This window comes from Alteromonas sp. G4i35, from assembly GCF_054960375.1.
In genome coordinates, this window is record NZ_JBHNZD010000007.1 from 115,507 (window position 1) to 135,320 (window position 19,814).

Here is a 19,814-nt window from a genome sequence, read left to right on the forward strand (position 1 = left end):
GATTTAAATAGTGGCGTTAATAAAAAAGGGCGCTTGAATTAAGCGCCCTGATGTTTCAATTATTTAGTGAAAGGGCTACCTTCACATTCGAGTACGTGCCATGGCAGACCATGCTCGTTAAGCATATCCATGAATGGGTCTGGATCGAATTGTTCCATGTTCCATACACCAGCTTCTTTCCATGTGCCGTTAAGCATAAGCGCTGCGCCAATCATCGCAGGAACACCTGTGGTGTAAGATACTGCTTGCGCGCCTACCTCTTCGTTACATTTCGCGTGGTCACAGTTGTTATAGATAAAGATAGTTTTTTCTTTGCCATCTTTAATACCTGTGATGTAAGTGCCAATGCACGTCATACCGCTATAACCTTCAGCAAGTGAGCCTGGGTTAGGAAGTACTGCTTTCAAGAACTCTAGTGGTACAATCTTCTGGCCTTGGAATTCAACTGGCTCAATGCTAGTCATACCAATACCTTCAAGTACACGCAGGTGGTTAAGGTAAGCATCGCCAAAGGTCATCCAGAAGCGTGCACGCTTAAGAGTAGGGAAGTGCTTAACAATAGACTCTAGCTCTTCGTGGAACATCAGGTAAGATGCGCGAACACCAATGTTTTGATAGTCCAGATCTTCACGTACGCTTAACGGATCGGTTTCTTTCCACTCGCCGTTTTCCCAATAGCGACCGCGTTGGGTAATCTCACGAATGTTGATTTCAGGGTTGAAGTTAGTCGCGAAAGCCTGGCCGTGATCGCCGCCATTACAGTCTACGATATCAAGATAGTGGATTTCGTCGAAGTAATGCTTAGCTGCATATGCTGTGTAAACGTTAGTTACACCTGGATCAAAGCCACTGCCAAGAAGGGCCATAATGCCCGCGTCTTTAAACTTGTCTTGGTAAGCCCACTGCCACGAGTATTCAAACTTCGCTTCGTCTTTAGGCTCGTAATTGGCGGTGTCTAGGTAATCAGTATTAGTTGCAAGACATGCATCCATGATTGGAAGGTCTTGATATGGCAACGCAAGGTTGATTACTAGGTCTGGCTTTACTTCGTTGATAAGTGCTTCCACTTCTTTTGCGTTGTCAGCATCAACAGCGAAAACACCCTTAACGCGATCTGCACCTACTTCTTGCTGTAGCGCTTCACACTTAGATACCGTGCGGCTTGCTAAGTAAATTTCGTCGAAATGTTGCGGTAAACGTGCACATTTTTTCACAGTTACCGACGCAACACCGCCAGCACCAATAATTAAAACGCGAGACATAATAACTAATCCCTAATTTTGCTAATGAATTTTGGGCTGAATGCTAGCAGACCAATGGGATTTGGCAAGCAAAGACAGCCCATGACAGTACAAAAAATTTTAATCGTAACAACGAATGTAAAAGGTATTGCACACCTACTAGCGGCCTACCTTTCAAAGCCCTCATTATTGACCGTTTATGGTCCACGCCGAGATACGTCGTTCAATAGAAGTTTGAGCTGATACGAAAGCAGAAACGTTTTAAAATTAATAACGTGTCTGCAATTCTGCTCGGTTTAAAATATAAAGTCGCTCGAATTTCAGCGGGTAACCGTATCAATTGGTGGCGATATGACTACCTTATCATCAACTTTGTAATAAGGGTAAAGAATCAAACGCTCTTCATGATTTGGTGTAGCAGTGGCTATGGCAATGGCGTCGAGGGTTTTACTGTCTTGGGTATTAACCGCCGCAGCATAAACCAATACGCTGTAGCTGTTTGTGTCGGTGGTGGTATCGATAATTCGCCACTGAAGCTGCTCGATAAGCTGTGACTCTCGCTTTTGACCTTGTGTTTCGTCGTTGAAAATACAACCTACTCGGCCGTTTTCATAGATGGCAGCAAAGGGGTAAAACACATCGCATACGGGTAACATAAGCTCACATAAGCTTAGTGACTTCGACACGAGTACGTTTAATGGCGTTGGCAATGTAACTGGACGGTCGATCATAGCGCATCTCCTGTGAGTTAGCGTTGCTGGACACTTGCTAATACCTACGCTTACTACGTCACATTAGTTTAATATTCACCATTGCGATAGCTAAACACTACCATTTCATACTAAAAGATTAAGAGACTATAGGGCGATTGCTTTTTATCGGTTGTTCTTCAACGCGACTTAATAGTTCGGCGATGAGGAAGTGGACATTAGCTTTAAGGCGCTAAAAGTTGTTTTTGGTATTTCAGTGGTGTTGTTGAGTACCACTTTTTAAAGGCGTGGGTAAATGATGATTGTTCCTGAAACCCCAATAAATCTGCGGTATCAGCGATGGAGTGATGTTTCAGCAAATCATCTAAGCGGGCTTTGCGTTCGCTATTGAGAATTTGTTGAAAACTAGTGCCACTTTGCTTCAATTTTCGCTGTAAGGTGCGCGGACTGATAAAAAGTGCATTGGCTACGCGTTGCTGATCGCAGCCTTTTAAGGTTGGATTGGCTTTTAAAAGCGCAACGACTCTATGACTTATGTCTTCATGCTGATTGGCGGTGAACTGGCTATTGGCAAATTGAACACGGTCGCCGCCTTTGCTCGCCATTAGTTCTTCTTCGGTCACTTTTACGAGCGCACTAAACATCGCTTTGTTCTCGCTGGTAAATGGAATATGTAAAAGGTGCTGAGGAAAAATAATGGCGTTGGTGTTGGCGTTATCAACCACCTCACAATTGAACCACATCGCTAGCATGGCTTTTTCCGAATCGCTCAAAGGAAACGTAAAGGTGACGGCATTCAGTTTACAGGCAGAACCTAATATCTTGTAAACGGTTGCTACCCAGGCTGTGGTGTTGCGCAATACCATCTGCTTGCAATCGGCGCTTTTGGGTACCCACTCAACGCGGGTATTGTCAGGTTCGAAAAACACGCTAGTGGTGCCAATGTCAGCGACTAAAGCGTCAAAGCGGGTTAGCGCATTAATGGCTTGAGCTAAGTTTTCGCAACTTTCAACAAGATAACCCAGTACTCCGTAATCTTTCGCCTGAATATGTTTACCCAACTCAAAACCAAATAGCGAATTGTTGGTTAATGCGACCCCTTGGTTTAACAGCTCAACGTATACATTCATATCAACACGTGAAGAGCCAGACAGTGAGTCATGCTTCTGGGTAGTTAACGAAACATTGTCGGCATTAACGCCTAAGCTAACTAAATAGCTCACCGTACTTTGGATATAGGCTGAGGAAACTGATGGCATATGCTTGTCGCAAAATAACAAAAACACTGTCGCATTAACGCAAGATAAAACAGTAATGTCAATTTATGCTAGGAGCCGTCAGAAAAGGAAATAACGTAGATGGTTAACGTTTGCTACCAAAAAAATATTGCTGCAACGCCCAAAGAACTGCGCGATACACTGCTTGATCACCAGAATTTAAGCGATTTTTTCAACGCGTCGTTTAAGGTATTGAAAGCAGAAAATGATAATGAGATTAGCGGCGGAAAGGGCTGCGTAAGAGAAGTCACTATTCTGGGAGTACGCTTTAAAGAAGAAATTGTTCGTGCAGATACCAACGGCATTGAGTATAGAGTGGTTGATGACTTCCCAGTGAAGGCGCACAGGGGCGCTATTGCGTTCACGCAGCAAGAAAATGCAACAAACGTTTCTTATCGCATTGCCTGTCGGGCGCCCTGGTATATACCAAACTGGTTACTGACGCGCCTGTTGCAAAACGATATTAAGCAATGTCTAGATAAGTTAGGAGCACGCTTTGATCCCCGTTGAACTTATTTTGCTAGGCTTGAGCCCTGTATTTTTACTGTGTGTTTTTGTTGAATTTAAAAAAGCACGACAGTTTTACAATGTAAAAGACAGTGCAAATAATGCCTTACTTGCATTACTTCATCAGGGCTCTGATGCCTTGGTCTTGCTTCTACTAATGCCTTTCTTTATTTGGTTGCACCAGTTTTCACTATTTAAAATAGAGCTTAGCGCACTGTCACTTTTTGCAGGTTTTATCCTTCAAGACTTTTTGTACTACTGGTTTCATCGTGCTTCACACAACATACACTGGTTTTGGCTAGCGCATGTGGTACATCACAGCTCGACAAAAATGAATTTCACAACGGCTTTCAGGCAAAGCGTTTTGTATCCTTTTGTGGGCATGTGGCTGTTCTGGGTACCAATGATTCTTATTGGTTTTTCGCCAAGTCTGGTCTTTGCCATTGTCGCTATCAATCTGGCTTATCAGTTTTTTGTACACACTCAAACGATTGGAAACCTAGGCTGGGTAGAGCGTATCTTCAACACGCCTACGCATCACCGTATTCATCACGCAACGAATAAACCATACATTGATAAGAATTACGGTGGCGTACTTATTATATGGGATAAATTATTCGGCACTTTCGCTAAAGAAGACAAAACGATAACGATAAAGTACGGCATTGTAGGAAAAATGCCTGAGGACAATCCTCTTAGCGCTAACTTCAGTCAAATAGGTGTGCTTCGTGAACAGCTTCAGCACGCAAAAGGGATAAAAGCAAAGTTAAAAAGGTTGTTTGGCTATCCTGTCGCAGATTGATACTAATGGTCTTACACAATCAAAGTACTAGATGGATTGCTAGCGCTACCTAGAGAAGCGCTAGCCTTGGTATGGCACTATTCTTTACTAGCAATTTTCTGAAGGTTGCTGTGAATTTTGAAAAGTACGATAAGCAGTTCGCACCAGATTCTTGCGCCAATACAGCCAGACACGATAATAAATAGGCCGTATACAAAACTCGCGTCGTACCCTACAAACATCGTTGTTACGCCACTTACCACAGATCCTAAAAGCAATAGCCAGTACACGAAAGTGATAATCTTAGGGGTTAACATTGAGTCGAAGAAGAAAATATCTTTCATAATCATTCCTTGATGAAGTTTGCAGGTAGCAAGCGCTAATGTTATGCCGCATCCTGCGACAAACTTCTTGTTGTTATCGTTGTTTAGTGTTTAAAAGAATTGTGAGCAAGCTCACAGGGATAGTTGTAACACCGAAAGGTAGTGATCGCAACACTCTGTTATAAAAGGGGTTTATCTTGCGCCTTGCAAGCCGCCTGTGTGCAGTACAACAATGCGTGACCCGTCTTCAAACATACCTTTGGCCAGCATATCTTTAACTGCCCAAAAGGCTTTGCCGGAATAAACAGGCTCGATATCAAAATCGAAAGTATTATTAAAATCGTTGCAGAAGGTTTGAAGCTCATTTGGCGCTTTGGCGTAACCACCGAAGTGGTAGTTGTGTTCAATATGCCAATTTGATCGCCCAAGCGAGGCTGGAAGAAATTGTTCGACTAATCCTTCTAAGTAGTCTTCACCCTTCAGCACGCCAACACCGACAGCGTTGCAACCAGTGCGATGGAGAGTGTCTTTCGCATTATTTTCATTACGTTTATTTAATGCACTGACTATTCCCGCCAAAGTGGCTCCACTGGCGACAGGAGCGACAATAAAATCAAAATCTATGTTGATTTCATCAACCATGTCCTTTATCCCTTGAAGCGCTTGTGCTTGGCTTCCGCCCTCAGGAATGATCATCGCGTCAGGTTGCTGCTGCTTAAGATGAAGTAGATATGCGCTATCGTTTCGCTTTTTGTAAGTGACTCGGTCTACATAGTCGATACGGGTGCCCCAACTTTTCAAATCCTCAATCATGGGTGTAGGTGCAGCGCTGTAGTCACCGCGAATAACGGCGTTAAAAGGAATGCCCAATTTATAACAAACAAAGCCTAGTGCATGCAGGTGGTTAGAAAAACCGCCGCCGAAACTCACTATCGTTTTTGGCAACGGGCTGGTGAGCGCATGACTTAGCTTTCGCCATTTATTACCTGACATTACAGGGTGAATAGCATCATCACGTTTAACAAATAGCGATACCTTGCTGGCACCTTCCCAATTTGGCTTAAATGGGATTAGCGGTGAGGGCAGGGTTAATGACGATTTAAATGCATCAAGGGGAAGCACAACGAGAGCCTAGTGTCAGTTGATCAAATGTGTGAAGGCAAGAGTATAACCAGATAGAAATTCAATAAAAGACCTGTAATGTTTATTACGCTAATAAGAGCATAGTTATGGTTATCAAAATGTATGGCCTATTTCGCCAGTTGAGAGCTAAATCCTTACCAATGCGCCCAGAAAGTGCCAGTGGTGTGTGGGGACATTCGATGTATAGCGCTAGCATGGCTGCGAAGATGTTTTCCATCATTCTTTTTGTTTCGATATCAACAAGCGGGCTAATCATGTCAAAGAATGCGGTTGCGCAAGAGCCAGATGTTAAGCACATCAGTAATTATGTTCCCAATGCAAAGCTTGTTGGAAAAGGAATGTTCTCTTACTACTTCTGGGATGTGTATACCGGTGAGCTTTATGCGCCTGAAGGTGAATACGCCAATCAGCCCCCCTTTGCACTAAAGTTAACGTACCAGCGAGACTTGGAAGGCAAGAAAATTGCCCAGCGTTCTATTGATGAAATGAAAAAGCAAGGAGACCTATCGGCTGATGATTCAGACAAGTGGCTTTCCCTGATGAATAGTATCTTTCCTGACGTCAGCGAGGGCGACGTCATTACCGGTATCGCTACGAAAGATGGCACGAGTGTGTTTTACGTGAACGGTGAAAAGGCTGATGAAATTGAAGACAAAGCATTTACACAGCGTTTTTTTGATATCTGGCTAAGCGATAAAACGTCTGAGCCAAAATTTAGAAAGAAGTTATTGGGAAACGGATAAGGGCAACGCTTTATTAGCACTACGCCATGTCTATCTCGTCAATTGATTAAGGTTACGAAAGTGATAAAGAATACGGTGAAGTTTGTTTTAGGAATCGGAATTGCCGCTTTAACGGTAGCAGGGCTATCCGGATGCTCTGTTTCAGTGGATGGTGAAGACTACAGGTCTGTATCGCCTGTTTTCGATATTGAGCAATTTTTTGATGGGAACGTTAAAGCCTGGGGCATTGTTCAGAACCGCTCGGGCGAGGTGGTGCAAAGGTTCATAGTAGACATCGATGGTTCAGTAGATGGCGATACGTTAACCCTTGATGAATCCTTTAATTACGGTGTGGGCGACGGTCCAACGTCCCGTACTTGGACCATCGTAAAGCAGAGTGATAATAGCTATGTGGGTCGCGCGAGTGACATTGATGGTCCAGCCACAGGCACAAGCTTTGGCAACGCATTTAACTTTCATTACGAGATGGATTTGCCGGTGGATGACACTACCTATTCAGTGACGTTTGACGATTGGTTTTGGGCATTTGACGACAGTACTATGATGAACCGTTCGTATATTCGTAAGTTTGGCATTGTGATGGCAGAAGTCACCATATTTATGCAAAAACAAACAGACTAATACGCCATTCAGCTCGTTTTTTGAAAAATGCTGGCCAGTAGATTTACTGGTCAGTGACTTGTTACTCGTCGACCCTCCATCTTCATATATTTCCGTTTTCGTTTCACATTTGAAACTAATCGACATTTACTTTGGCATTACCCGTGAGGTGGCATTTCGTTCCATGCTAATGTAAGCGTTTAATTCGTTATTTTTCTTTGCTTAGGAGCGTTCATGAAAGTTGCATTGATGATGGAAAACAGTCAGGCGGCTAAGAATCCGGTAATATTAAATGAGCTCACAAGCGTGGCGGACTCACTGGGACACGCTGTATTCAATGTGGGTATGAACAGCGAAGCTGATCACCATCTTACCTATGTGCACTTAGGCATAATGGGAGCTATTCTACTCAACTCGAAAGCTGTCGATTTTGTGATTTCAGGCTGTGGTACGGGTCAAGGGGCTATGATGTCGTTGAATGCTCATCCAGGCGTATTTTGCGGTTATTGTATCGATCCTTCAGATGCATTTTTGTTTAACCAAGTTAACAATGGAAATGCGTTAGCGTTACCTTTTGCAAAAGGCTTTGGATGGGGCGCTGAACTTAATGCGCGTTATATCTTTGAGAAAGCGTTAACAGGCGAGCGTGGCGCGGGCTATCCCGTTGAACGTAAAGAACCTCAAGTACGAAACGCTGGTATTCTCGCAGATTTGAAACGTGCGTTGGCTCCAGAGAGCTACGTCGATTCACTGAAAAAAATGGACGTTGAACTGGTTAAAACAGCCGTATCTGGAGAGCGTTTCCAGCAGTGTCTATTTGACCACGGTCAAGATGAAGAGATTAAAGCGTACGTGAAGTCGCTGTTAGCGTAAGCGACTGGCACAAATCACAACGTTGAAAATGTAGGATAAAAACGCTGATGCTAAGAAAAAAGCGTCAGCGTTTTTTTATTTTTTGTCGACAAAAACAATAGTCCAAAGCTTAACGCTTAAACGTAAATACCACACCTAACCCGTGCCCTTTAACTAGCGGGTCGTGAATAAACCAAATGTGGCCGTCGTGTAACTTCACAATGGCAGACACAAGCGATAAGCCCAACCCATTTCCCTTACTGGTTCTACTGCCGTCTGCCCGATAAAATCGGCGCTCCAGATTCACAATTTCATGTTCACCCACGCCAATTCCCGCATCGTTCACGGCAATCACGATATGACTTGCTGTGGTAGAGAGCTGTACGGTGACCACACTTTTTTCATTAGAGTACTTTATGGCGTTGTCTAACACGTTAGCTACAGCTTGAAATAGCAGGTTAGGATCGGCAAGCATTGTAACTGCAACGAGCTCGCTCGAAAGGGTAATGTCGCGCTCTTCTGCAAGGGGGTGATAAAGGTCAACCACGTCCTCTACGATGGCGCGTACGTCAGTGGAACAAAAGCCTTCTTTCTTATTGGTGGTTTCAAGCCCACTTATGCGTAACAAGCTGTTAAACATGTTTAACAGGTTGTCGGCTTCTTGGGTTGTATCTTCCCTTAGTTGAGTGTCTTCGATTTTTTCTAGCGTGTTGCGAAGTCGAGATAACGGAGTGCGAAGGTCATGGGCGATGCTATCGGTCACTGACTTTATATTGTTGACTGAACTCTCGATAGTATCGAGCATTTGATTAAACACAAATGACAAACTGCTCAGGTCGTCCCAATTACTGTCAATTTCTAAACGCTCTTGCAAGTTTCCCGTTTTGATAATTTTATCCGCCGTTTGCGACATGCGGTTAATTCGATTAACCACGTAAACAGCAATAGCGAAGCTCAGCACACTCAAGGTACAAAGCAACACCACAATGATCCAGCTGAACGTTTTACCAAACCACTGTGCGCTGTATAAATCGTCAATGCCACGACCAACGTAAAGCACGTGATCGCCAAGGGTTACTTCTCTCATAAGTGCTTGGCGCAGCGTTTTTCTCGTTGTGCTATTGGGGCGGGTGATAACTATTTCTGCGGTAGCAAAACTGGCGCTTTTGTGGCGCTCAAGAACAAGGGGAATTGACGACAAATTGCCAGCCACTACTTGTTCATCTTTACTCAGTGCAACAAATGAACGTAGGTGGTCGGACGCTGAGGTGATTGTTGAGCCATTTGGCGAATGTTGGCCATTGTCTTTGGCTATCGCTAACTTAACCGCCTCAATACCGAGGTTTTCATAGAGAGTAATCAGAGCGTTTGTTTTGGCATTAACGGCAGCATTCGATTCCGAAATAAACAAGTCGCTGCTCGTTAATCGCCAAAAATAAACAATTAAAACAATGGCAATACAAGCTAGAGTAGTGAGCAATACGCCTACGCGAAAACTTGAACTACGCGTAAAGTCGCGTATTGCTATCATGCAAGCCCATCCGCTATTCGATATCCTGTGCCTCGCACAGTCTCTATAAGCGGGACATTAAACGCCTTATCCACTTTTTGACGCAAGCGGCTAATGTGAACATCTATCACATTCGTTTGCGGGTCAAAATGATAGTTCCAAACCTGCTCAAGCAGCATGCTTCGCGTCACGACTTTACCCTTGTGACGGAGCAGGCATTCAAGCAATTGAAATTCTTTAGACTGCAGGTCGATCTCTTGATCGCCGCGCAATACTTTGCGGTTAACCAGGTCTAGAGTGAGGTCGCCTACTTTTATCAGCGTCTTGTCTTCACCTTCTTTGTTACGACCTGCAAGGCCCTCAACGCGAGCAAGTAACTCTTCAAAGGCAAAAGGCTTAGTTAAATAATCATTAGCGCCTGTGCGAAGGCCTTTGACCTTGTCTTCAACCTGACTTTTTGCACTCAGTAATAAAACGGGCGTTGTGTTGCCTTCTTCGCGAAGTTTTTCTAAAACAGAAAAACCGTCGAGTTCGGGCAGCATCACATCCAGAATTACGGCGTCTAATTCGTTACTTGACGCCTGTTGGTAGCCTGATGTTCCATCACCTACAGTAATACATTCATGCCCTTCACCCAATAGTCCATTTGCAATGTGCGAGGCAACCTTTGGATCATCTTCTACAAGTAGCACTTTCATTATTACGCTTCTTTTGTTTATCAACATTCACACACTTGTTTGGCGTTGCTGTCGTCACTATGTGGCGATTAATCGTCAGCAAGCAAAATCAAGCAGTCGCAAAGCAGTATCGCTTTCACATGCTTTTACGAGTGTTAAGTAACGAAACGATCACTTTTAAGCTTTTTCGCATGTAGCGACAATTTGTTCAGGTGTCTAGTGCCCTAGAGGGCGCATGCACAGTGCTTTGGCTTGCTCTACACTCTTGAACTGCGCTCTCAAACTGTACTGGGACTCGGTCAACGTGCACCTTGATCAAACACTTAACTTAGTTAGCCTCTGTCAAAACGCATGCTGGCGTTGTAAGGCGTGAAGTGTTGAACATCGCCTCGTGCACATTTTTCCTGAACTTCGTGCCAATATTCAGGGGTCATCAAATCACCGTGTAACGATTTAAGTATATCTTTGAACTTGCGTTTACCTACAATGAAATGCTCAAACTGTTCAGGGAATACGTCGTTAGGCGCTACCGAGAGCGTATCAATAGCATAAGGATCGTCAGATTTCGGCAGGGATCTAAAATTGCGCTCATTCATTAAACAAATTTCATCATAGTCGTAGAAAATAACGCGGCCATGACGGGTAATACCAAAGTTTTTATGTAGCATGTCGCCAGGAAATATGTTGGCCATGGCAATTTGCTTAATGCACAGTCCAAGCTCATCTAGTGCACGGGTAATTTTCTCTTCATCTGTTTCTTCTTGTAGATACAGATTAAGCGGCGTCATTTTCCGTTCAATGTACATGTGTTTAATGATGAGTTCAGATTCAGTGAATTCTAAGCTCGATGCACACGTCTCTTTGAGTTCATCAATTAACTCAGGCTCAATTCTGTCTAGCGGAAACCTAAAATTCACATATTCATGAGTGTCGGCCATTCGGCCCACACGGTCTGACATTTTTACGAGTTTGTAGCATTCCTTAACGCGCTCACGCGTGATTTTTTTACTCTCTGCAAACTCGTCTTTAATAATTTTAAACACCACACCATAAGAGGGAAGATGGAAAACCATCATGACCAGGCCTCGAATGCCAGGAGCCGCCTCAAATTTGTCGTCTGACTCGTCCATGTGCTGCAAGAAGTTGCGATAGAACACTGTTTTACCGTGCTTATAGTGTCCCATTGCCATATACAGCTCAAAGTGCTTTTTATTAGGGAGAAGCTCTTGAAGAAAGGCGGCAACTTCCGCAGGATTTTGAGTGTCAGCCATAAAGTAGCTGCGAGCAAAACCGAAAATAACGCTTAAGTCTTTGCGATCAGTTAACAGCGCATCCACAAACATATGGGGTTCGTTATAGCGTCTCATGGCGATAACGAACGGCAGCGTTTCGTCGGGCATGCAAATTCGCCCAATCAGGTAAGCGGCTTTTCCTCTAAAAAACGTAGGCTTAAGGATTTCCACAGCTTGAACGCTGGCTAGCTGCTCCTTATTCAACCGAGCGCGAAGCGCGCTTTCAAGGTTCTGTAGGTCTCGCTCGAAGTTTTCAAATGGAATGTTGTATCGATATATCTTAAAAATTGACTCGTACATTTCACGCACCGTGGTGGTGGTGTCGAAGCTGTTAATCACTTTGTCTCTGTCTTGCCCGGGTAAGAAACAGCGGCTGGGCAAGACAAACATCATATCGTTATCGATTTTTCTATGTTTAAACAAGCGACCAATTACAGAGTTGTAAAAGGTTTCGGCTAGCTCAAACTGCGGGTGGCCTTCTAGCTGTAAAGCAAATACTTTCTTAAGCTCTTGCCAGAAAGCGTCGTCTTTTTGATGTACTTGAGTTAGCTGATAAATTTCGGCGACAGCGTCTGACAGGCTTTGCTCGTAAATGGTTATTCGCTCTTTAGAGGCAAGCTGAGTTTCTTTCCAATTTCCCTTTTCGAACCTTTCTTGAGCGCCACGAGTGATGCGGGTGAACCATCGATAACTCTTATCGAAATGAGACAAAATTTGATAGGCAACTTTTCTTACCAAACTCTTATCTTGGCTAGTAGCTAACTCTTGCATGGTCGTGTGTTCCTTATTTTGTTACTCGCTATATCTACCACAAAATAGATAGCTTGAAGAGTGAAGTTTGGCGCAGATAGCGATTAAGTTACCAATTATCAGACACTTTTTTGTTTTATTATACTTTCGTTTAATGTATTCTGTTGGCGGATTAATAACCAATTATAAGTTTGTATTTGATGGGTTTTAATATTCTTATTTGTGATGACTCGGCGCTGGCGCGAAAAATGGCGAGAAGCAATTTGCCAGATGGCTTTGCTGAAACTATTTACGAAGTGTCAAATGGTATGGACGCGTTGGAAGTATTGGCTCATCACACAATAGATTTGGTTTTACTGGACCTGACCATGCCTGTTCTTGGTGGTATCAGTGTGTTGAGTGAAATAAAACGCCGTCAGCTAGAAACGTTTGTTATCGTCGTGTCTGGCGATATTCAGCCAATGATGCAAGAAAAAGTGATGTCTTTAGGTGCACTGGGCTTTATAGAAAAGCCGATAAAACGGGACGTGCTAATGTCAGTTTTGCAGCGCTTTGGTTTTATTCTTCCCGATACATACAAACCAGCGATTGCGGTTTAAGATTTTAACGACTTATAAAAAGCGTCGATAAAGGTTGATGAGAAAAATTGATGACAAAGGGCGAACTGCGGTTCGCCCTTTTTCATATGCGCTTAGTCAAACCAGTGGCGCGTTTTGTTCGCAAACCACACTAGCGAAAGCATAACGGGCACTTCAACTAATACACCCACCACAGTGGCAAGTGCTGCGCCGCTGTGTAAACCAAATAGCGAAATAGCCACGGCTACCGCCAATTCAAAAAAGTTAGACGTACCAATCATACATGCCGGTGCTGCAACATTATGCGGCAGTTTCATACGTTTTGCCGCAAAGTAAGCAATGGCAAAAATACCGTAAGTTTGTATTAGTAGCGGTATTGCGATAAGCACGATGTCTTGCGGCTGCGATAAAATAGTTTCGGCCTGAAGACCAAACAAAATAACAATAGTGAGTAGCAGGCCGATAACTGAAAAGGGTTTGAACTTGCTAACCAATGCGTCAACAGCGCCATTTCCTTGTGCGTTATTGCCTTTATTTTCCAAGTGACGGCGCGTGATATAACCCGCGACCAATGGCAATACAACATACAGTGCAACAGAAAGCAGCAGGGTATCCCATGGTACGGTTATATCTGTTACGCCCAGCAGCATGGCGGTAAGCGGTGCAAAGGCAACGACCATAATCAAGTCATTAATTGATACCTGGACTAACGTGTAGTTAGCATCCCCTTTGGTAAGGTGACTCCACACAAATACCATCGCTGTACATGGAGCGACGCCCAGTAGGATCATGCCTGCAATGTACTCAGTGGCAGTTTGCGGATCTACCCAGTCGGCAAAAATGCCCTTAAAAAATAGCCAACCCAATAGTGCCATAGTGAAGGGCTTTATCAGCCAGTTAATCACCAAGGTCAGTACAAGGCCTTTCGGCTTTTTACCAACGTCTTTAATTGAGCCAAAGTCTATTTGTACCATCATTGGGTAAATCATTAGCCAAATAAGTACTGCCACTATCAGGTTTACGTGCGCATATTCAAGCGCCGCAATAGACGCAAAGACACCCGGCATGGCATAGCCTAGGCCCACCCCTGCAACAATGCAAAGGCCAACCCACACTGATAAATAACGTTCAAAGAAACCCATTCTGATTCACCTTTGTCTTACTTTACAACGATTTTTGATTAACACGCTTACTCACTTCTTCTGCGCTTTCAACGCGCTCAGAATAGCGGTCAACGAGAAAGTCTTTGTTGTCGCGGGTCAGCAAAGTAAATTTCACCAACTCTTCAACTACGTCCACAATGCGGTTGTAGTAAGGTGACGGCTTCATGCGACCATCGTCTTCAAATTCTAGAAAGGCTTTTGCCACAGAAGACTGATTAGGGATGGTTAGCATGCGCATCCAGCGACCTAAAATGCGCATTTGGTTTACCGCATTGAACGATTGTGAACCGCCGGAAACCTGCATAATCGCCAACGTTTTACCTTGGGTTGGTCGAACGCCGCCAAGGCTAAGCGGTACCCAGTCAATCATGCTTTTCATAATGCCAGTCATGCTGCCGTGGCGCTCTGGTGAACACCAAATTTGCCCTTCAGACCACATCATAAGCTCACGCAGTTCTTTCACTTTTGGGTGTGAGTCATCTTCAGTATCTGGCTGCGGCAATCCACGAGGGTCAAAGATTTTGGCTTCAGCACCAAAGTACTCAAGCAATCTTGCCGACTCTTCAATTACTAGGCGGCTGTACGAGCGTTCTCTGAGCGAGCCGTAAAGTAGCAAAATACGCGGCTTGTGATCTGAGAACCTTGATGCAAAGTTAGCCATAATTGGCTTGTGCATTTGCGCCATTACCGCGTTATCAGATGGGCTTTGTGCTGTTGAGCTTTCTTGGTTGCTTGATATATCTTGGCTCATTGATTTACTGTTACCCATTACTGGGCTCCTAATTTTGATAGTGCCTCTTTAAGCTGTGTTTTATCTAAGTTTTTCTCAGCAAGCTCTGCTAATGCCGCTACACGCTTTTCAATAATATCGATGGTGTTGTTGAATGCCTCTGCTTTCTCTTGTTCGCTACCTTCTAACTTAGACGGGTCTTCTAAGCCCCAGTGCACCTTAAGGGATTTACCGAAATAAACAGGGCATGACTCACCCGCCGCTGAATCACAAACGGTGACAACAAGATCAGCATCGTAATCTTCAAATTCATCCCACGACTGGCTTTGAAGGCCGTCTGTACTAAACCCGCGCTCTCCAAGGTACTTAAGAGAAAGAGGGTGTACTTCCCCTACAGGCTGGCTGCCAGCACTACGTGCTTCAACATTGCCGTTCGAGGCGTTAGTGATGGCCTCGCAAAGAATGCTGCGGCAACGGTTGTGCGTACAAATATATAAAATCTTCATATAAAACCTTGTTTAATGGTCGAGGCTACTGTGGGTAGCTGTAATAAATAGAATAAGACTTCGAAAAAACAGATACTTGGCGACGTATTAAGCTGCAATTAACACTAGGGCCTGTTGACCTTTGCTGTGCATTTTTGCAGCGGTCTTTGTGCCATTCAGAAAGTTTGGAATCTAGCAATTCTCGCAGGACAAATTCGCTAACGCCTCGCTAATATATTCATTGTTGTGAATAGCGGTGTTCTTAATGACCTCCAGCGCCCAAGCGGGTAGGTCAGGATGGAGCTGGTAATACACCCATTTGCCCTTACGAGTATCGAGAACTAAACCGCACTTTCGCAAGTCAGCGAGATGGCGTGAAATTTTGGGCTGGCTTAATTGAAGCGCATCAGTAAGGTCGCACACGCATAGCTCACCTTTTACACAGAGCATAAGCAGCGTCTTTAAGCGGGTGTCTTCCGACAAGCATTTGAAAAATGTTAAAGGCTGTAGCTGCGCAGAATCAGAACAAGTCGACATAAATCACATCACATATGAAATTTCGTATGTGATGTATCGTATATGAAATTCCGTATGTGTCAATGATAAATCTGAAATTTCATATGTGTTTGGTAGGGCGAGAGGGTCTTAGACCGCCATTATTCTCGGTAAGCCAGAAATTTAGTGGTTTTCAGGATCGGCAGCCTCAAACGACATCGCTACTTCTTTACCGTTTACCTCATTGTAGTGGGCAATTACCTCGTTCATGAAGGCGAACCATGTTGGATTCGGATACCAAATAGCCATAAGGTCTTTTTGGGCGGCTTGTTCATTTTCACCAAGTACGTTAATTCTGTATAGATACGTAAAAGCAGCGCCTCGCCAATTCAGTTTGCAGTGCGTGAGTACCTTGTCTTCTTTGATATCGACGGTTTGCATAAACGCTGCGTAATTTAAAAAGTTGGCTAATGTGGGGCCTTCCCAATCCACGGGCACATTAAAGTAATTGAGTCCTAATTCTGAGGTAGTTAAGATTTCACTGGTTCTATCTCCTGGGATCAAATCTACAACGTGTGTCACTCCTTTTTCTTTCAGTAAAGAAAGGTGAGAGGCATCGGGTAAGCCCGAAGAGAACATAAATGGCGCGTTTTCTTGGTAGTTGGTGAGCGTTGTAAGTGTCGGTTTGGTATTCATTTGCGCTTGGTCACTGGTTTGCGGTGTTGAATTGTCTTCATGATAAGCGTTCGCATGTGCACTTAAACCTAGCCCTAAACCAATACAGGCCGCACTAACAGCGAGACTACGCTTAGACGTTTGAAATGACAGTGTATCTTTCAATATTTTAAGTGCTGCTGATTGGTGCTTTCTCATAATTTAGCGCTCGATGTTGACACTGGTTTATGGTGGCGTTATTGCCATTTCTTACGTTACACATTTGATGGCTTGTTGTCCAAGTGGCAATGCCACCGTTAAGTAAACAGGCCCTAACCGTGGCATTGATAACTACTGCTGAATTGAATTTTTCTATATCACTTTTAAGTTTAACTTTTCACTACCTTAGGTTTTAAAGAAGGCGTATTACGACCAGATAATTTGGGATTGTATTTACAACTAAGCCAGATTGAAAAAGGAACGCCTATAAGAGCAGGTAGAACCCAACTGACAATTTGCAGTGACGGCGAGCCTTCGAATAATGCGCGTCCTCCAAAGGCAAAAAATGCGGTATATGCACCAATACCAGAGCCAATGATATGCCCAATGTGCTCAGTTACCCACGAACCTGCAACGATGTCTTTTTGATAAACATAGCGCACAATACCAATGGCATTTAACAGTGCAATAGGGGCAAAGATACAAGTTAGTGTGATGCCGTACGTAATACCTTGATACAATGCAATAGAAGCTACAACAGTAAGCAAAGCGGGTAGCCACAGATACTCGATAGTACGCAGTTTCTCAAGATTTTGCTTCGCTTTAAGCACCGCTACAGAATGCCTTACGTTGTTCCACACCAACAGGCTCAACATCAGCAAAAAGAGATATTGGCCTCTAAGGTAGGCAGTGAAATAAGCAACAGACTCAAAGTGCTCGGGCATTGTCGGGTAGATGGCTAGCGGAATAAACAACACTATTGTAGAGCTGATAACGCCACTAATAGACGTAAATAGCATCGCTTTTATGTAGTAACCACCAAATTGAATGTGGGCTTTTCCGCCCTTTCTCGTAAAACTAGACACCCAAAATAGTAAAAGTGACAATGCACCCGTTAAAACGTGAAGCGTTACTATAAAGCCATGAATTGTTTGCATCTTGCTTTCCTTTGGCAATGAACAAAATTGTAGGCTTATAGTGATAACTTCACGAGATTGACAACAGTGCCAGAAGTCATGAAATAAAAAGTGACTTCTGGCCTATGCATTGAACTATGTTTTTTGTCAAAGTAACGCTATAAGAACGAAAAGATATAGGTAGTCAGAAACGAATGAAAATCTCAATCCCTGCTCACTGGCGGGTGAGCATCGATATTGAGCGCGCGTCTGCATGCATTACGTGGTTGTTTGTAAGCGGCTCTGCACTTTACTTCTTGTATCTTCAATACTCATTCATGCATTGGCGAACCCTCTCCGCCATTGCTATTTTTTGTATGCTAGCTGCGACTTTTGTGATTGTCAGTAGGCATGACCACAGTATGCCTTCGTTAAGGCTGCCAACGTTATGGGCGATGTTTCTATTAGCGGTACTGTGCCAGTTTTTGCTTCCCTATGCCTACCTTGCCATCTTCATTGTTATTTGGTCCGCCATTCTTCCTTACTATGTTAATTGGAAAACGTGCGTCGTGCTTTCAATACCATTGGCTTTGCCCACCATCCTCATCCAAGGGTGGGTGTGGCAAGAGCAGCAAGCTGTCTTGACTGGCGCGCTGTTTTGGACATTCAATTTATTTGCCATGATCATGTCGAACACGGCCATTAAAGAATCGAAAGCGCGTGAAGAAGCCGATGCGCTCAATAGACAATTATTAAGTACTCAGCAACTAATGAAGCAGGCGCTTACTCAAGATGAACGCCTGCGTATAGCGCGAAACATTCATGATGTTTTAGGGCATCATTTGACGGCGCTTACTATCAACCTTCAAGTCGCGTCTAGAAAGGCGGATTTATTAGAGAGCACTGAATCGCAAGCCATAAAGCAACACGTTGAGCAGTCCCACAGTATCGCTAAGCTTTTACTCTCTGATGTTAGAGAAGCGATTTCTGACATTCGGGAAAATGCGGCTATTGATTTTTCATTAGCAGTAAACGCACTAATTAAAGATTTGCCTAGGCCGATGGTAAATCTGCACATTGACGACAATTTAATGTTAACCAACGTGCGAATTGCCGATTGCCTTTTGCGAAGTATGCAGGAGGCGCTAACTAACGTGATACGCCATACACAGGCGCATTATTTTTCCCTATCACTGACGCAACACAACGGCGCTTACAACCTACTAATGCACGACAGTATGGTGCCGCATGCTGCAGATGAGAAACTCAGTGATGAGCAGCCAAGTAGCATACAGTTCTTCGACAAAGCACCATGTAGCCATTCAGAAGGCGCTTTTGCAGAAGGGGGTCGAAAGGAAGAGCGGTCAAGCGAATCTGACACTTCAAGTCGTGTGGTGGCTGGCAATGGCCTAAAAGGAATGCAGGAACGGGTTCATGAGCTAAATGGAACTATCAGCTGGCAGCGAACCGAGCAGGGTTTTCGCATCGCAATTCACATACCGGAGGGCGAATGAAAACACGCCTTATATTAGTTGAAGATCAAATGCTGGTAAGGGAAGGCATCAAATCACTTTTAGGGCTTGATGATAGCGTTGAAGTTGTTGGCGAATACGAAAATGGTCAGCAGCTCATTGATAGTGAAAACGCTTTAAACTGTGATGTGATATTAATGGATATTCGCATGCCCAAATTATCGGGTATCGATACTTTGCTTGCACTGAGTGATAAAGGGATTAGTACGCCAGTGCTAATGCTTACTACGTTTGACGATCACGAGCTGGTAAACGGCGCTATGCGCGCTGGTGCAAAAGGGTACCTGCTTAAAGATGTATCGCTAGAAACCCTGGTTGACACTATTACACAAATAAAAAATGGTAAAACGCTTATTCAGCCCGCGGTAACCGAAAAAGTGTTGCAAGGCTTGAAAGGACTGAACGTAGAATTTGAGTCGTTTGAAAATCCAGAGCCACTTACTGAGAAAGAAGTCGAAATTCTCCGTTTGATCGCTGCGGGTTACAGTAATAAAGAAATTGCAGATGCGATGTTCAAATCAACAGGCACCATTAAGAACCAAGTTTCTTCAGTCATGGCTAAGCTTGGTGTACGAGATAGAACGAGGGCAGTGCTCAAGGCGTTAGAGCAGGGGATATTGTAATCGATAAAAGGAGAAGCAGAGCTTCTCCTAACG

22 protein-coding genes are annotated in these 19,814 nt (G+C 44.0%); 8 read left to right on the plus strand and 14 right to left on the minus strand.

Going from position 1 to position 19,814, the window contains the following annotated elements; all coding sequences use genetic code 11:
* Positions 1–59 precede the first annotated feature (59 nt).
* The 3 genes from ACFI6L_RS05895 to ACFI6L_RS05905 form a co-directional block, all read right to left on the minus strand.
* Entirely contained in the window at positions 60–1,262 is a 1,203-nt protein-coding gene (locus tag ACFI6L_RS05895) for a saccharopine dehydrogenase family protein (RefSeq protein WP_014950514.1), read from the minus strand.
* A gap of 299 nt (positions 1,263–1,561) precedes the next feature.
* Positions 1,562–1,972: a hypothetical protein gene (locus ACFI6L_RS05900; protein ID WP_039226244.1), complete on the minus strand. Its 411-nt coding sequence runs from the start codon at positions 1,970–1,972 to the stop codon at positions 1,562–1,564.
* Positions 1,973–2,175: 203 nt separating this feature from the next.
* A complete protein-coding gene (locus tag ACFI6L_RS05905; protein WP_462573590.1) occupies positions 2,176–3,210 on the minus strand; it encodes an AraC family transcriptional regulator in 1,035 nt (344 codons plus the stop codon).
* Between the two features lie 99 nt (positions 3,211–3,309).
* Here ACFI6L_RS05905 and ACFI6L_RS05910 point away from each other — a divergent pair, with 99 nt between their 5' ends.
* Entirely contained in the window at positions 3,310–3,738 is a 429-nt protein-coding gene (locus ACFI6L_RS05910; RefSeq protein ID WP_462573591.1) for an SRPBCC family protein, read from the plus strand.
* Positions 3,725–4,537 (plus strand): sterol desaturase family protein, encoded by an 813-nt coding sequence (locus ACFI6L_RS05915; RefSeq protein ID WP_462573592.1) that lies wholly within the window; start codon positions 3,725–3,727, stop codon positions 4,535–4,537. Before ACFI6L_RS05910 ends, ACFI6L_RS05915 begins: the two co-directional genes overlap by 14 nt.
* A 77-nt stretch (positions 4,538–4,614) precedes the next feature.
* Here the strand turns inward: ACFI6L_RS05915 and ACFI6L_RS05920 are convergent, their stop codons facing one another.
* Both ACFI6L_RS05920 and ACFI6L_RS05925 read right to left on the minus strand, forming a co-directional pair.
* Positions 4,615–4,860: a DUF4282 domain-containing protein gene (locus ACFI6L_RS05920; RefSeq protein ID WP_014950508.1), complete on the minus strand. Its 246-nt coding sequence runs from the start codon at positions 4,858–4,860 to the stop codon at positions 4,615–4,617.
* A gap of 171 nt (positions 4,861–5,031) precedes the next feature.
* Positions 5,032–5,961: a 1-aminocyclopropane-1-carboxylate deaminase/D-cysteine desulfhydrase gene (locus tag ACFI6L_RS05925; protein ID WP_462557323.1), complete on the minus strand. Its 930-nt coding sequence runs from the start codon at positions 5,959–5,961 to the stop codon at positions 5,032–5,034.
* Positions 5,962–6,068: 107 nt separating this feature from the next.
* On the opposite strand from ACFI6L_RS05925, the gene ACFI6L_RS05930 reads away from it, so the two are divergent.
* From ACFI6L_RS05930 to ACFI6L_RS05940, 3 genes are all read left to right on the plus strand, one after another.
* Positions 6,069–6,725, plus strand: a complete 657-nt coding sequence (locus ACFI6L_RS05930; RefSeq protein WP_156078769.1) for a chalcone isomerase family protein — start codon at positions 6,069–6,071, stop codon at positions 6,723–6,725.
* Positions 6,726–6,785: 60 nt separating this feature from the next.
* On the plus strand, positions 6,786–7,346 hold the full coding sequence (locus tag ACFI6L_RS05935; protein WP_462557319.1) for a DUF3833 domain-containing protein: 561 nt from the start codon (positions 6,786–6,788) through the stop codon (positions 7,344–7,346).
* A gap of 213 nt (positions 7,347–7,559) precedes the next feature.
* Positions 7,560–8,198, plus strand: a complete 639-nt coding sequence (locus ACFI6L_RS05940; RefSeq protein ID WP_462557317.1) for an RpiB/LacA/LacB family sugar-phosphate isomerase — start codon at positions 7,560–7,562, stop codon at positions 8,196–8,198.
* Between the two features lie 109 nt (positions 8,199–8,307).
* Here ACFI6L_RS05940 and ACFI6L_RS05945 read toward each other — a convergent pair whose 3' ends face one another.
* From ACFI6L_RS05945 to aceK, 3 genes are all read right to left on the minus strand, one after another.
* A complete protein-coding gene (locus tag ACFI6L_RS05945) occupies positions 8,308–9,708 on the minus strand; it encodes a HAMP domain-containing sensor histidine kinase (RefSeq protein ID WP_278344335.1) in 1,401 nt (466 codons plus the stop codon).
* Positions 9,705–10,385 carry a response regulator transcription factor gene (locus ACFI6L_RS05950; RefSeq protein ID WP_014950502.1) on the minus strand — a complete coding sequence of 227 codons (681 nt, stop codon included), beginning with the start codon at positions 10,383–10,385 and terminating at the stop codon, positions 9,705–9,707. The genes ACFI6L_RS05945 and ACFI6L_RS05950 overlap by 4 nt, the downstream gene beginning before the upstream one ends.
* Positions 10,386–10,696: 311 nt before the next feature.
* Positions 10,697–12,427, minus strand: a complete 1,731-nt coding sequence (aceK, locus tag ACFI6L_RS05955; RefSeq protein ID WP_321824772.1) for a bifunctional isocitrate dehydrogenase kinase/phosphatase — start codon at positions 12,425–12,427, stop codon at positions 10,697–10,699.
* A gap of 179 nt (positions 12,428–12,606) precedes the next feature.
* Here aceK and ACFI6L_RS05960 point away from each other — a divergent pair, with 179 nt between their 5' ends.
* Positions 12,607–13,005, plus strand: coding sequence for a response regulator (locus ACFI6L_RS05960; protein ID WP_283627594.1), 399 nt, complete (start codon positions 12,607–12,609; stop codon positions 13,003–13,005).
* Positions 13,006–13,097: 92 nt separating this feature from the next.
* Here ACFI6L_RS05960 and arsB read toward each other — a convergent pair whose 3' ends face one another.
* The 6 genes from arsB to ACFI6L_RS05990 all read right to left on the minus strand — a co-directional run bounded on the left by arsB (position 13,098) and on the right by ACFI6L_RS05990 (position 17,668).
* Positions 13,098–14,126: an ACR3 family arsenite efflux transporter gene (gene arsB / locus ACFI6L_RS05965; RefSeq protein WP_014980115.1), complete on the minus strand. Its 1,029-nt coding sequence runs from the start codon at positions 14,124–14,126 to the stop codon at positions 13,098–13,100.
* Between the two features lie 22 nt (positions 14,127–14,148).
* A complete protein-coding gene (gene arsH / locus ACFI6L_RS05970) occupies positions 14,149–14,916 on the minus strand; it encodes an arsenical resistance protein ArsH (RefSeq protein WP_014950498.1) in 768 nt (255 codons plus the stop codon).
* Entirely contained in the window at positions 14,916–15,383 is a 468-nt protein-coding gene (locus ACFI6L_RS05975; RefSeq protein WP_321824771.1) for an arsenate reductase ArsC, read from the minus strand. Before ACFI6L_RS05975 ends, arsH begins: the two co-directional genes overlap by 1 nt.
* A 171-nt stretch (positions 15,384–15,554) precedes the next feature.
* Complete coding sequence (locus tag ACFI6L_RS05980; protein ID WP_239218508.1) at positions 15,555–15,899, minus strand: metalloregulator ArsR/SmtB family transcription factor; 345 nt, start codon at positions 15,897–15,899, stop codon at positions 15,555–15,557.
* 141 nt (positions 15,900–16,040) lie between these two features.
* Entirely contained in the window at positions 16,041–16,730 is a 690-nt protein-coding gene (locus ACFI6L_RS05985; protein ID WP_462573593.1) for a protein-tyrosine phosphatase family protein, read from the minus strand.
* Positions 16,731–16,900: 170 nt separating this feature from the next.
* Positions 16,901–17,668, minus strand: coding sequence for a hypothetical protein (locus ACFI6L_RS05990; protein WP_462573594.1), 768 nt, complete (start codon positions 17,666–17,668; stop codon positions 16,901–16,903).
* Positions 17,669–17,841: 173 nt separating this feature from the next.
* On the opposite strand from ACFI6L_RS05990, the gene ACFI6L_RS05995 reads away from it, so the two are divergent.
* Together ACFI6L_RS05995 and ACFI6L_RS06000 are read left to right on the plus strand one after the other, a co-directional pair.
* Complete coding sequence (locus tag ACFI6L_RS05995) at positions 17,842–19,140, plus strand: sensor histidine kinase (RefSeq protein WP_462573595.1); 1,299 nt, start codon at positions 17,842–17,844, stop codon at positions 19,138–19,140.
* Complete coding sequence (locus tag ACFI6L_RS06000; RefSeq protein WP_239300584.1) at positions 19,137–19,781, plus strand: response regulator; 645 nt, start codon at positions 19,137–19,139, stop codon at positions 19,779–19,781. Before ACFI6L_RS05995 ends, ACFI6L_RS06000 begins: the two co-directional genes overlap by 4 nt.
* The last annotated feature ends 33 nt before the right edge of the window (positions 19,782–19,814 follow it).

Bases quoted from the DNA above. Each gene is read 5' to 3' on its own strand.
- ACFI6L_RS05895 (WP_014950514.1), bottom strand. From the start codon at position 1,262: ATGTCTCGCGTTTTAATTATTGGTGCTGGCGGTGTTGCGTCGGTAACT.
- ACFI6L_RS05900 (WP_039226244.1), bottom strand. From the start codon at position 1,972: ATGATCGACCGTCCAGTTACATTGCCAACGCCATTAAACGTACTCGTG.
- ACFI6L_RS05905 (WP_462573590.1), bottom strand. From the start codon at position 3,210: ATGCCATCAGTTTCCTCAGCCTATATCCAAAGTACGGTGAGCTATTTA.
- ACFI6L_RS05910 (WP_462573591.1), top strand. From the start codon at position 3,310: ATGGTTAACGTTTGCTACCAAAAAAATATTGCTGCAACGCCCAAAGAA.
- ACFI6L_RS05920 (WP_014950508.1), bottom strand. From the start codon at position 4,860: ATGAAAGATATTTTCTTCTTCGACTCAATGTTAACCCCTAAGATTATC.
- ACFI6L_RS05930 (WP_156078769.1), top strand. From the start codon at position 6,069: ATGGTTATCAAAATGTATGGCCTATTTCGCCAGTTGAGAGCTAAATCC.
- ACFI6L_RS05940 (WP_462557317.1), top strand. From the start codon at position 7,560: ATGAAAGTTGCATTGATGATGGAAAACAGTCAGGCGGCTAAGAATCCG.
- ACFI6L_RS05945 (WP_278344335.1), bottom strand. From the start codon at position 9,708: ATGATAGCAATACGCGACTTTACGCGTAGTTCAAGTTTTCGCGTAGGC.
- ACFI6L_RS05950 (WP_014950502.1), bottom strand. From the start codon at position 10,385: ATGAAAGTGCTACTTGTAGAAGATGATCCAAAGGTTGCCTCGCACATT.
- aceK (WP_321824772.1), bottom strand. From the start codon at position 12,427: ATGCAAGAGTTAGCTACTAGCCAAGATAAGAGTTTGGTAAGAAAAGTT.
- ACFI6L_RS05960 (WP_283627594.1), top strand. From the start codon at position 12,607: ATGGGTTTTAATATTCTTATTTGTGATGACTCGGCGCTGGCGCGAAAA.
- arsB (WP_014980115.1), bottom strand. From the start codon at position 14,126: ATGGGTTTCTTTGAACGTTATTTATCAGTGTGGGTTGGCCTTTGCATT.
- arsH (WP_014950498.1), bottom strand. From the start codon at position 14,916: ATGGGTAACAGTAAATCAATGAGCCAAGATATATCAAGCAACCAAGAA.
- ACFI6L_RS05975 (WP_321824771.1), bottom strand. From the start codon at position 15,383: ATGAAGATTTTATATATTTGTACGCACAACCGTTGCCGCAGCATTCTT.
- ACFI6L_RS05980 (WP_239218508.1), bottom strand. From the start codon at position 15,899: ATGTCGACTTGTTCTGATTCTGCGCAGCTACAGCCTTTAACATTTTTC.
- ACFI6L_RS05985 (WP_462573593.1), bottom strand. From the start codon at position 16,730: ATGAGAAAGCACCAATCAGCAGCACTTAAAATATTGAAAGATACACTG.
- ACFI6L_RS05990 (WP_462573594.1), bottom strand. From the start codon at position 17,668: ATGCAAACAATTCATGGCTTTATAGTAACGCTTCACGTTTTAACGGGT.
- ACFI6L_RS05995 (WP_462573595.1), top strand. From the start codon at position 17,842: ATGAAAATCTCAATCCCTGCTCACTGGCGGGTGAGCATCGATATTGAG.
- ACFI6L_RS06000 (WP_239300584.1), top strand. From the start codon at position 19,137: ATGAAAACACGCCTTATATTAGTTGAAGATCAAATGCTGGTAAGGGAA.